We start from the raw sequence: 11,671 nt of genomic DNA on the forward strand, positions 1-11,671 counted from the left end.
CGACCGGCCGCCGCCGCGCCGTCCGACGACCCCGGCCTGGCCTGGGACGCCCTGAGCCGCGGCGACGACCCGACCGACGCCGAGCCGGCGTCCGACCCCGCCGACGCCGGCACCGACCTCCGCACCGACGTCGCCACGCGCCCGCCGGGCCGCGGCCCCGCACCCGGCCTGGCAGACTGAGTGCCGTCCGACCCCCGCACGCCCGAGGAGCACCCATGGCCGAGCACGAAGACCACGGCAACACCCCAGCCGCCTGGGCCTGCGTCGGCCTGATCATGATCGGCGCGCTCGTGGTCGCCCTCGCGGTGGTGTTCACCTCGGTGCTGCTCACCGTGATCGGCGTGGTCGTGGTCGTCGCCGGGCTCGTCGTGGGCAAGGTGCTGTCGATGGCCGGCTACGGCTCGTTCAAGCCGGCTGTCGAGGCCGACTCCGCGCAGTCCAAGGGCTGAGCCGACCGGGCCCGACCTGCGCGGACGCCAGCGCCGGGCCACGACCGCCCGCTAGGGTCCCTCCGTCGACGACCGTCGGTCGTCGTGCGCGTTCGCGCGCACCTCTGGAGGGGAGAACAGACATGACGCAGTTCCCGGGAGGGGACGGGCCGTCCTACGGCAGCCCGCCGCCTCAGGGCGGCGGCTTCGGTGGGTACGGCGGACCGGCCGGTCCGCCCCCGCCGAACTACCTGGTGTGGGCCATCCTGACCACGATCTTCTGCTGCCTGCCGCTCGGCGTGGTGTCGATCGTGTTCTCGGCCCAGGTGAACGGCAAGTACGCCGGCGGCGACGTGGCGGGGGCCCAGGACTCGTCGCGCAAGGCGAAGCAGTTCGCGATCTGGTCGGCGATCGCCGGTGTGATCGTGGCCGTGCTGTACATCGTGCTGGTCGTCGTGCTCGGCGTGGTCGGCAGCAGCAGCAGCTCGATCAGCAACTAGGCATGACCTCGACGCTGCAGGCGCCCGTCGGCCGGGATCCCCGGCCGGCGTGGCGCCGCGGCGTCGGCCCGGCGACGGTCGCGGCGGCTGCCGCCGCGGCCGTCGCGCTGGTCGGCACCGTCGACCCCAACCAGGCCGGGCACTACCCGACCTGCCCCTTCCTCGCCGTCACCGGCCTGTACTGCCCCGGCTGCGGGTCGCTGCGCATGGTGCACGCCCTGGCGCACGGCGACCCCGCCACGATGGTGGCCCGCAACCCGCTCGGCGTCGTGGCGCTCGTCGTGCTCGCCGCGACCTGGCTGCGCTGGACCCGGCGGGCGGTCACCGGCGGCGTCCGCACGCGGGTGGCGCCGGCGTGGCTGATCTGGACGGCGCTCGGCGTCGTCGTCGCGTTCTGGGTGCTGCGCAACGTGCCGGCGACCGCCTGGCTCGCGCCCTGACGACGAGCACGACCGACGGCGCCGTCCCACGTGGTGGTCGCCCACGCACCCGTCACGCGACCCGGGCGGGGCACCGCCTAGGATCCCGGCAGCGGCGTCCGCGAGCGGGGCGCGCGACCGACTGAGGGGAACGGCACGATGACCGTGCTCGACGACATCGTCGCGGGGGTCCGCGAGGACCTCGCGCTGCGCCAGGCCGCGGTCTCGCTCGACGACCTGCGCGAGAAGGCGCAGCGCGCCCGTCCCTGCGTCGACGGGCTGGCGACGCTGCGCGCCGACGGCGTGCAGGTGATCGCCGAGGTGAAGCGGGCCAGCCCCAGCAAGGGTGCGCTGGCGACCATCGCCGACCCGGCCCACCTGGCCGCCGAGTACGAGGCCGGCGGGGCCGCCGTGATCAGCGTGCTCACCGAGGGCCGGCGCTTCGGCGGCAGCCTCGACGACCTGGTCGCGGTGCGTGGCGCCGTCGACGTGCCGGTGCTGCGCAAGGACTTCATCGTCACCAGCTACCAGCTGTGGGAGGCACGGGCCCACGGCGCCGACGTCGTGCTGCTGATCGTCGCCGCGCTCGAGCAGGAGGCCCTGGTCAGCCTGCACGAGCGGGCGCTCAGCCTCGGGCTGTCGGTGCTGGTCGAGGTGCACGACCGCGACGAGCTGGAGCGCGCGGTCGACGCCGGCGCCCGCATCATCGGCGTGAACGCCCGCAACCTGCGCACCCTCGAGGTCGACCGCGACACCTTCGCCCGGCTGGCACCCCACGTGCCGGACGGCGTGGTGCGGGTCGCCGAGTCCGGCGTCCGCGACACCCGCGACGTCATCGAGCACGCCCGCCACGGCGCCGACGCCGTGCTCGTCGGCGAGAGCCTGGTGCGCGGCGACGACCCGCGCGCCGTGGTCGACGACCTGGTCGCCGCCGGTGCGCACCCGGCGCTGCGCTCGCACCGCCCCTGACGCCGGGTCGCACCGGGGCGGGCCCGTGACCGCGGGGCCCGGGGCCTGAGAGGATCACCCCATGACAGGCCCCACCGCCGCACCCGGTCGTCCCGCCGTCCCGCCCGCGGACCCGGCCGCCCGCCCGGGGCGCTTCGGCCCGTACGGCGGCCGCTACGTGCCCGAGGCGCTGGTGGCGGCGCTCGACGAGCTCGACGCCGCGGCGGCCGCGGCCTTCGACGACCCGGCCTTCGTGGCGCAGCTCGACGAGCTGCACCGCACCTACACCGGCCGGCCGAGCCTGCTGACCGAGGCGCCGCGCTTCGCCGAGCACGCCGGCGGCGCCCGGGTGCTGCTCAAGCGCGAGGACCTGAACCACACCGGCTCGCACAAGATCAACAACGTGCTCGGGCAGGCGCTGCTCACCAAGCGGATGGGCAAGTCGCGGATCATCGCCGAGACCGGCGCCGGCCAGCACGGCGTCGCCTCGGCCACCGCGGCGGCGCTGCTCGGTCTCGAGTGCGTGGTCTACATGGGCGAGGAGGACACCCGCCGCCAGGCGCTGAACGTCGCCCGCATGAAGCTGCTGGGTGCCGAGGTCGTGCCGGTCACCAGCGGGTCGCGCACCCTCAAGGACGCGATGAACGAGGCGATGCGCGACTGGGTCGCCAGCGTCGACAGCACGCACTACCTGATCGGCACGGTCGCCGGCCCGCACCCCTTCCCCACGCTGGTGCGCCGGCTGCACAAGGTGATCGGCGACGAGGCGCGCGCGCAGACCCTCGAGCTCGTCGGCCGGCTGCCCGACGTCGTGCTGGCCTGCGTCGGCGGCGGCTCGAACGCGATCGGCATCTTCCAGTCCTTCCTCGACGACGACGGCGTCCGGCTGGTCGGTCTCGAGGCGGGCGGCGCCGGCGTCGAGACCGGCCGGCACGCGGCGTCCATCACCGGCGGCTCGTCCGGCGTGCTGCACGGCTCGCGCACCTACGTGCTGCAGGACGACGACGGGCAGACCGTCGAGAGCCACTCGATCTCGGCCGGGCTCGACTACCCGGGCGTCGGCCCCGAGCACTCGTTCCTGCACGACACCGGGCGCGCCGAGTACCGCCCGGTCACGGACGCGCAGGCCATGGAGGCGTTCGGCCTGCTGTGCCGCACCGAGGGGATCATCCCGGCGATCGAGAGCGCGCACGCCCTGGCCGGCACCATGCAGGTGGGCCGCGAGCTCGGCCCGGACGCCGTGCTGCTGGTCAACCTGTCGGGCCGCGGCGACAAGGACGTCGACACCGCGGCGCGCTGGTTCGGGCTGGTCGAGCCGCAGGAGCTGGTCGAGGCCGAGGCGCTTAAGGCGTCCGAGCCGGTCGACGAGGCCGAGGGGAGCGGCTGGTGAGCGGCCGGTCGGCGCAGCAGGCGCTCGAGCGGGCCCGCGCCGAGGGGCGGGCGGCGCTCATCACCTACCTGCCGGTGGGCTACCCCGACGTGCCGACGTCGGTCGCGGCGATGCAGGCGATGGTCGAGGCCGGTGCCGACGTCGTCGAGATCGGCGTGCCGTACAGCGACCCGCTGATGGACGGCACGATCATCCAGCACGCGGTCGAGGCGGCGCTGCGCGGCGGCAGCCGGGTGCACGACGTCTTCACCGCCGTCGAGGCGGTGGCCGCGGCCGGGGCGCCGGCCGAGGTCATGACGTACTGGAACCTCGTCGACCGGCACGGCGTCGACGCCTTCGCCGCCGACCTCTCCGCCGCGGGGGGCGCCGGGCTGATCACCCCCGACCTCATCCCGGACGAGGCCGAGGACTGGCTCGCGGCGTCCGACCGGCACCACCTCGACCGGGTCTTCCTCGTGGCCCCGAGCTCGACCGACGCGCGCCTGGCCTCGACGACCGCGGCCTGCCGCGGTTTCGTCTACGCGACCGCCGTCATGGGGGTCACCGGCGAGCGCGCCCGGCTCGACGACGCGGCGAGGGTGCTCGTCGAGCGCACCCGCGGCGTCACCGACGTCCCGGTGTGCGTCGGGGTGGGCGTCGCCGACGGCCGGCAGGCCGCGGAGGTCGCGGGCTTCGCGGACGGCGTGATCGTGGGCTCGGCGCTGGTGCGCTGCCTGGTCGAGGCCGTCGACGCGGGGTCGCCGCAGCGGGGGGTCGAGGCCGTCGCGCGGTTGACCGCCGAGCTCGCCGAGGGCGTGCGCTCGGGCCGGGCGGCGGTGGCGGGGTGAGCGCGGGGCTGGTGGCCGGGGTCTCGGCGCTGCCGGCGCTGTCGGGTCAGGTGCTGGCGGCCATCCCCAGCCCCTCGCAGGGGGTCTGGCACCTCGGCCCGCTGCCGGTGCGGGCCTACGCGCTGTGCATCCTGCTCGGCATCGTGCTGGCGGTGCGCATCGCCGAGCGGCGCGTGGCCGCGGCCGGCGGACCGTCCGGCCTGGTGCTCGACGTCTCGGCGTGGGCCGTGCCGTTCGGCATCGTCGGCGCGCGGATCTACCACGTGATCACCTCACCGGCCGCGTACTTCGGCGAGGGCGGGCACCCGGTCGACGCGCTCAAGCTGTGGCAGGGCGGCCTCGGCATCTGGGGCGCGGTGGCGCTGGGCGCGCTCGGCGCCTGGATCGGCTGCCGCCGGGCCGGCGTGCAGTTCGTGCTGTTCGCCGACGCCGCGGCGCCGGGCCTCGCCGTCGCGCAGGCCGCGGGCCGGTTCGGCAACTGGTTCAACAACGAGCTGTTCGGCCGACGCACCGACCTGCCCTGGGGCCTGCAGGTGCACGAGTGGGACCAGTCCGCCGGGCGCGCGGTGACCGACGCGAGCGGGCAGCCGGTGCTGCTGCCGGGCACCTACCACCCGACGTTCCTGTACGAGTCGCTGTGGTGCCTGGTGATCGCGCTGGTGATCGTGCTGGTCGGGCGCCGGCGCGACCTGTCGGGGGGCCGGGCCTTCGCGCTCTACGTGATGCTCTACACCTTCGGCCGGTTCTGGTTCGAGTACCTGCGCATCGACGAGGCGGTCCACGTCCTGGGCCTGCGGCTCAACGACTGGGTGTCCGTCCTGGTCTTCCTCGGCGGCCTCGCGATGTTCGTCCGGCAGGAGCGGGCGGCCCGCAGGAGATCTCACCATCTGGACGAGGTTCCCACTCCGCAAGACGTGTAACCCGCTGGAAACGCGGGGTAGAGTGACCGCGAACCACGGGTCGACGCCGCCTCCGTGGGGCCGTGCCGGGGTGGTTCGCACCGGGCGGCCGCACCCGTGACCCCGGCCGCCGGCCGGGGTGTCACAGCACGACGGTGAGGACGGTGACACCCGTGGGGATCTCCAGCTTCTCTGCGCGACCCGCCCCCAGCGGCCTCTACGACGGCCGCCACGAGCACGACGCCTGCGGTGTCGCGCTCATCGCCACGATGCGCGGCCACGCCGGCCACGACGTCGTCGAGCACGCGCTCACGGCGCTGCGCAACCTCGACCACCGCGGCGCGGTCGGCGCCGACCCCGACGTCGGCGACGGCGCCGGCATCCTGTCGCAGGTCCCCGACGAGTTCCTCCGCGCGGTGCTCGACGTCGAGCTGCCGCCGGCCGGGTCGTACGCCGTCGGCAACGCGTTCCTGCCGACCGACGCCACCGAGCGGGCGGCCGTCGTCGCCCGGATCGGTGCGCTGGCCGCCGCCGAGGGGCTGCAGGTGCTGGCCTGGCGCGACGTGCCGGTGACCGCCGACCTGGTGGGCGAGGCCGCCCGCCGCTGCATGCCGTGGTTCGCGCAGGTCGTCGTGAGCGGCGCCGCCGACCGCGCCCCGGTGAGCGGGCTCGACCTCGAGCGCCGGTCCTGGGTGCTGCGCAAGCGCGCCGAGCACGAGCTCGACGTCTACTTCCCGTCGCTGTCGGGGCGCACGCTCGTCTACAAGGGCATGCTGACCACCGGCCAGCTCGAGCCGTTCTTCCCCGACCTGTCCGACCGCCGGTTCGCCACCGAGCTGGCGATCGTGCACTCGCGGTTCAGCACGAACACCTTCCCGTCGTGGCCGCTGGCGCACCCGTTCCGGATGATCGCGCACAACGGTGAGATCAACACCGTCAAGGGCAACCGCAACTGGATGGCGGCCCGCGAGAGCCTGCTCAGCAGCGAGCTGCTGGCCGGCGGCGACCTCGAGCGGGTGCTGCCGATCTGCTCCGACGACGCCAGCGACTCGGCGTCCTTCGACGAGGTGCTCGAGCTGCTGCACCTGGCGGGGCGCCCGCTGCCGCACGCCGTGCTGATGATGATCCCCGAGGCGTGGGAGAACCACACCGAGATGGACCCCGCGCGGCGGGCGTTCTACGAGTTCCACTCCGCGCTCATGGAGCCGTGGGACGGCCCGGCCTGCGTCACGTTCACCGACGGCACGCTGGTCGGCGCGGTGCTCGACCGCAACGGCCTGCGGCCCGGGCGCTACTGGGTGACCGACGACGGCCTCGTGGTGCTGGCCAGCGAGGTCGGCGTGCTCGACCTCGACCCGGCCACCGTCGTCCGCAAGGGCCGGCTGCAGCCGGGCCGGATGTTCCTCGTCGACACCGAGCACGGCCGGCTGGTCGACGACGACGAGATCAAGTCGCAGCTGGCGGCCGAGCACCCCTACGCCGACTGGCTGCACGCCGGCGTCATCGAGCTGAAGGACCTGCCCGAGCGCGAGCACGTCGTGCACACCCCGGCGTCCGTCGTGCGGCGCCAGCAGACCTTCGGCTACACCGAGGAGGAGCTGCGCCTGCTGGTCGCGCCGATGGCGCGCGCCGGTGCGGAGCCGATCGGGTCGATGGGCACCGACTCGCCCATCGCGGTGCTGTCGGCGCGCCCCCGGCTGCTCTTCGACTACTTCACGCAGCTCTTCGCGCAGGTCACCAACCCGCCGCTGGACGCCATCCGCGAGGAGCTCGTCACCTCGCTCGGCACCTTCATGGGGCCCGAGCTCAACGTGCTCGAGGCCACGCCGGCCCACGTGCGCCTGCTGTCGCTGCCGTTCCCGGTGATCGACAACGACGAGCTGGCCAAGATCGTGCACGTCAACGCCGACGGCGACCTCCCCGGCTACGCGACCACCGTGGTGTCCGGGCTGTACGACGTGCGCGGCGGCAGCCGGGCGCTGCGGGCGCGACTGCACGCGATCTTCGAGGAGGTCAGCGACGCCATCGAGGCCGGCGCGCGCTTCGTCGTCCTCTCCGACCGCGACTCCGGCCGCGACCTGGCGCCGATCCCGTCCCTGCTGCTGACCTCGGCGGTGCACCACCACCTCATCCGCGCCAAGACCCGCACCCAGGTCGGCCTGCTGGTCGAGGCCGGCGACGTGCGCGAGGTGCACCACGTCGCGCTGCTCATCGGGTTCGGCGCGGCGGCGGTCAACCCCTACCTCGCGATGGAGTCCGCCGAGGTGCTCGCCCGGCAGGGCCGGCTCGGCGACGTCGCCCCGGCGGTCGCCGTCCGCAACCTCATCAAGGCGCTCGGCAAGGGCGTCCTGAAGGTCATGAGCAAGATGGGCATCTCGACGGTGGCCTCGTACCGCGGGGCGCAGGTGTTCGAGGCGATCGGCCTGTCGCAGGCGCTCGTCGACGAGTTCTTCACCGGCACCACCTCGCAGCTGGGCGGCATCGGCCTCGACGTCGTCGCCGCCGAGACCGCCCGCCGGCACGCCAGCGCGTACCCGCCGGACGGCGTGAAGCTGGCGCACCGCCGGCTCGACGTGGGCGGCGAGTACCAGTGGCGGCGCGAGGGCGAGCCGCACCTGTTCGACCCCGAGACGGTGTTCCGCCTGCAGCACGCCACGCGGGCGCGCCGGTTCGACGTCTTCCAGCAGTACACGAGCCGGGTCGACGAGCAGAGCGAGCGGCTCATGACGCTGCGCGGGCTGCTGCGGCTGCGGGCCGACGAGCAGCGTGCGATCCCGCTGGAGGAGGTCGAGCCGATCGAGTCGATCATGCGCCGGTTCTCGACCGGCGCCATGAGCTACGGCTCGATCAGCCAGGAGGCGCACGAGACGCTCGCCGTCGCGATGAACCGGATCGGCGCCCGGTCGAACACCGGCGAGGGCGGCGAGGACGACGACCGGCTGCTCGACCCGGTGCGGCGCAGCGCCATCAAGCAGGTGGCGTCCGGCCGGTTCGGCGTCACCAGCCTGTACCTCACCCACGCCGACGACCTGCAGATCAAGATGGCGCAGGGTGCCAAGCCGGGTGAGGGCGGTCAGCTGCCGGCGCACAAGGTGTACCCGTGGGTCGCCAAGACCCGGCACAGCACGCCCGGCGTCGGCCTCATCTCGCCGCCCCCGCACCACGACATCTACTCGATCGAGGACCTCGCCCAGCTCATCCACGACCTGAAGAACGCCAACCCGGCGGCTCGGGTGCACGTGAAGCTGGTGTCCGAGGTCGGGGTCGGCACGGTCGCCACCGGCGTCAGCAAGGCGCACGCCGACGTCGTGCTGATCAGCGGGCACGACGGCGGCACCGGCGCCTCGCCGCTCACCAGCCTCAAGCACGCCGGCGCGCCCTGGGAGCTCGGGCTGGCCGAGACCCAGCAGACGCTGATGCTCAACGGGCTGCGCGACCGCATCGTCGTGCAGGTCGACGGCCAGCTGAAGACCGGCCGCGACGTCGTGGTGGCCGCGCTCCTCGGCGGCGAGGAGTTCGGCTTCGCCACCGCACCGCTCGTGGTGAGCGGCTGCATCATGATGCGCGTCTGCCACCTCGACACCTGCCCGGTCGGCGTCGCCACGCAGAACCCGCAGCTGCGCGAGCGGTTCAGCGGCAAGCCGGAGTTCGTCGAGACGTTCTTCGAGTACGTCGCCACCGAGGTGCGCCAGCACCTGGCCGCGCTCGGGCTGCGCAGCATCGACGAGGCCGTCGGCCGCGTCGACCTGCTCGACCCCCGCCGCGCCGTCGACCACTGGAAGGCCTCCGGCCTCGACCTGCGGCCGGTGCTCGCCGACCCGGGGCTGCCCGAGGGCACCCCGCGCCATCGGGTCGTCGGGCAGGACCACGGCCTGGAGAAGGCGCTCGACCACGAGCTGATCGCGCTGAGCCGCGACGCGCTCGAGCACGCCGAGCCGGTGCGCATCACGCTGCCGGTGCGCAACGTGAACCGCACCGTCGGCACGATGCTCGGCCACGAGGTGACCAAGCGGTACCCGCAGGGGCTGGCCGAGGGCACGGTCGACGTCACGCTCACCGGCTCGGCCGGCCAGTCGTTCGGGGCCTTCGTGCCGCGCGGCGTCACGCTGCGGCTGCTCGGCGACACCAACGACTACCTCGGCAAGGGGCTGTCCGGCGGCCGGCTCGTCGTCCGCCCGCAGCACGAGAGCACCCTCGTCGCCGAGCAGAACGTGGTCGCCGGCAACGTGGTCGCGTACGGCGCCACCGCCGGCAGCGTGTTCGTGCGCGGCCTGGCGGGGGAGCGGTTCTGCGTGCGCAACTCCGGCGCCACCGCGGTCGTCGAGGGCGTGGGCGACCACGCGCTCGAGTACATGACGGGCGGCACCGTGGTGATCGCCGGCCCCACCGGCCGCAACGTCGCCGCGGGCATGTCCGGCGGCACGGCGTACGTGCTCGACCTCGACCGCGCCCGGGTCAACCCCAGCTCGCTCGCCGCGGGCGAGCTCGAGCTGACCGCGCTCACCGACGCCGACGCCGAGGTGGTGCGGGCGCTGCTGGTCGAGCACCGCGACGAGACGGGGTCGGCGGTCGCCGGCGCGCTGCTCGACGACTGGACCGCCGGGCGGGCCCGGTTCACGAAGGTGCTGCCGCGCGACTACCGCGTGGTGGTCGAGGTGCGCGAGCAGGCGGTGGCCGAGGGGCTCGACCCCGACGGCAACGAGGTGTTCGCACGGATCGTGGAGGCTTCCCGTGGCTGACCCGAAGGGCTTCCTCGTCACGCGCGAGCGCGAGCTGCCGACCCGCCGGCCGGTGCCGCTGCGGCTGCAGGACTGGCGCGAGGTCTACGAGCAGCAGCCGGGTGACCAGCTGCGGCGGCAGGCCGGGCGCTGCATGGACTGCGGCATCCCGTTCTGCCACAGCGGGTGCCCGCTGGGCAACCTCATCCCGGAGTGGAACGACCTCACCTGGCGCGAGGACTGGCGCGACGCCATCGAGCGGCTGCACGCCACCAACAACTTCCCGGAGTTCACCGGGCGGCTGTGCCCGGCCCCGTGCGAGTCGGCCTGCGTGCTCGGCATCAACCAGCCGCCGGTGACCATCAAGCAGATCGAGGTGTCGATCGTCGACCGCGCCTGGGCCGCCGGCGGCATCGCGCCGCTGCCGCCCGAGCGGCTCACCGGCAAGACGGTGGCCGTCGTCGGCAGCGGCCCGGCCGGCCTCGCGGTCGCCCAGCAGCTCACCCGGGCCGGCCACACGGTCGCGGTCTACGAGCGCGCCGACCGCATCGGCGGGCTGCTGCGCTACGGCATCCCCGAGTTCAAGATGGAGAAGGCGGTGCTCGACCGCCGCCTGCAGCAGATGGAGGCCGAGGGCACCCGGTTCCGCCCCGGCGTGGCCGTCGGCACCCAGATCACCGGGCAGCAGCTGCGTGACCGCTACGACGCCGTGGTGCTGGCCACCGGCTCGACCGTGCCGCGCGACCTGCCGGTGCCCGGGCGCGAGCTCGACGGCGTGCTGCAGGCCATGGACTTCCTGCCGCCGGCGAACCGCGCCGCCCTGGGTGCCCAGCCCGAGGGGCAGGTCACCGCCGAGGGCAAGGACGTCGTGATCATCGGCGGCGGCGACACCGGTGCCGACTGCCTGGGCACCGCCCTGCGGCAGGGCGCCCGCTCGGTGACGCAGCTCGAGATCATGCCGCGCCCGCCGGAGGAGCGTCCTGGGCACCAGCCCTGGCCGACCTACCCCATGACGTACCGGGTGGCCAGCGCGCACGAGGAGGGTGGCGACCGGCAGTACGCCGTGAACACCCAGGCGCTCGTCGACGACGGCACCGGGCGGGTCGGGGCGCTGCGGCTGGTCGAGGTCGAGCTGCGCAACGGTCGGTTCGAGCCGGTCGAGGGGTCCGAGCGCGAGATCCCCGCGCAGCTGGTGCTGCTGGCCATGGGCTTCACCGGTCCCGAGCGCGACGGCGTGGTGGCCCAGCTGGGCGTCGAGCTCGACGAGCGCGGCAACGTGCGCCGCGACGGCGACTTCGCCACCACGCAGCGCGGGGTCTACGTCGCCGGCGACGCCGGGCGCGGCCAGTCGCTCATCGTGTGGGCGATCGCCGAGGGGCGGTCGTGCGCCGCCGCGGTCGACCGCTTCCTGTCCGGGGCCACCCGGCTGCCGAGCCCGATCCGGCCCACCGACCGGCCGCTCACGGCCTGACCGCGGCGCACGACGACGGGTGTCCACGAGGTGGGCCCCGACGTCCGGGGGCGCGGGCCGGTGACTAGGCT

General features: G+C 74.5%; 9 protein-coding genes and 1 pseudogene. All 10 read left to right on the top strand.

The window, feature by feature from the left end; translation table 11 throughout:
• Positions 1 to 180, top strand: a pseudogene (locus ACYVI6_RS02590) (hypothetical protein); the annotation flags it as partial.
• 35 nt (positions 181 to 215) lie between these two features.
• Positions 216 to 449: an HGxxPAAW family protein gene (locus tag ACYVI6_RS02595; protein ID WP_460444874.1), complete on the top strand. Its 234-nt coding sequence runs from the start codon at positions 216 to 218 to the stop codon at positions 447 to 449.
• 122 nt (positions 450 to 571) lie between these two features.
• Positions 572 to 928 (top strand): CD225/dispanin family protein, encoded by a 357-nt coding sequence (locus ACYVI6_RS02600; protein ID WP_284287118.1) that lies wholly within the window; start codon positions 572 to 574, stop codon positions 926 to 928.
• A gap of 2 nt (positions 929 to 930) precedes the next feature.
• Positions 931 to 1,368: a DUF2752 domain-containing protein gene (locus tag ACYVI6_RS02605; RefSeq protein ID WP_284287117.1), complete on the top strand. Its 438-nt coding sequence runs from the start codon at positions 931 to 933 to the stop codon at positions 1,366 to 1,368.
• A gap of 138 nt (positions 1,369 to 1,506) precedes the next feature.
• Positions 1,507 to 2,316, top strand: coding sequence for an indole-3-glycerol phosphate synthase TrpC (trpC, locus tag ACYVI6_RS02610; RefSeq protein WP_460444875.1), 810 nt, complete (start codon positions 1,507 to 1,509; stop codon positions 2,314 to 2,316).
• A gap of 61 nt (positions 2,317 to 2,377) precedes the next feature.
• A complete protein-coding gene (trpB, locus tag ACYVI6_RS02615) occupies positions 2,378 to 3,685 on the top strand; it encodes a tryptophan synthase subunit beta (RefSeq protein WP_460444876.1) in 1,308 nt (435 codons plus the stop codon).
• Positions 3,682 to 4,512, top strand: a complete 831-nt coding sequence (gene trpA / locus ACYVI6_RS02620; RefSeq protein WP_460444877.1) for a tryptophan synthase subunit alpha — start codon at positions 3,682 to 3,684, stop codon at positions 4,510 to 4,512. The genes trpB and trpA overlap by 4 nt, the downstream gene beginning before the upstream one ends.
• Positions 4,509 to 5,432: a prolipoprotein diacylglyceryl transferase gene (gene lgt, locus ACYVI6_RS02625; protein ID WP_460444878.1), complete on the top strand. Its 924-nt coding sequence runs from the start codon at positions 4,509 to 4,511 to the stop codon at positions 5,430 to 5,432. Before trpA ends, lgt begins: the two co-directional genes overlap by 4 nt.
• A 152-nt stretch (positions 5,433 to 5,584) precedes the next feature.
• Positions 5,585 to 10,150, top strand: coding sequence for a glutamate synthase large subunit (gene gltB / locus ACYVI6_RS02630; RefSeq protein WP_460444879.1), 4,566 nt, complete (start codon positions 5,585 to 5,587; stop codon positions 10,148 to 10,150).
• Positions 10,143 to 11,600, top strand: a complete 1,458-nt coding sequence (locus ACYVI6_RS02635) for a glutamate synthase subunit beta (RefSeq protein WP_460444880.1) — start codon at positions 10,143 to 10,145, stop codon at positions 11,598 to 11,600. The genes gltB and ACYVI6_RS02635 overlap by 8 nt, the downstream gene beginning before the upstream one ends.
• Positions 11,601 to 11,671 lie beyond the last annotated feature (71 nt).

The organism is Angustibacter aerolatus, assembly GCF_054776675.1.

What these genes read in the sequence shown, in the direction of transcription:
- ACYVI6_RS02595 (WP_460444874.1), top strand. Translation starts at nt 216, where the DNA reads ATGGCCGAGCACGAAGACCACGGCAACACCCCAGCCGCCTGGGCCTGC.
- ACYVI6_RS02600 (WP_284287118.1), top strand. Translation starts at nt 572, where the DNA reads ATGACGCAGTTCCCGGGAGGGGACGGGCCGTCCTACGGCAGCCCGCCG.
- ACYVI6_RS02605 (WP_284287117.1), top strand. Translation starts at nt 931, where the DNA reads ATGACCTCGACGCTGCAGGCGCCCGTCGGCCGGGATCCCCGGCCGGCG.
- trpC (WP_460444875.1), top strand. Translation starts at nt 1,507, where the DNA reads ATGACCGTGCTCGACGACATCGTCGCGGGGGTCCGCGAGGACCTCGCG.
- trpB (WP_460444876.1), top strand. Translation starts at nt 2,378, where the DNA reads ATGACAGGCCCCACCGCCGCACCCGGTCGTCCCGCCGTCCCGCCCGCG.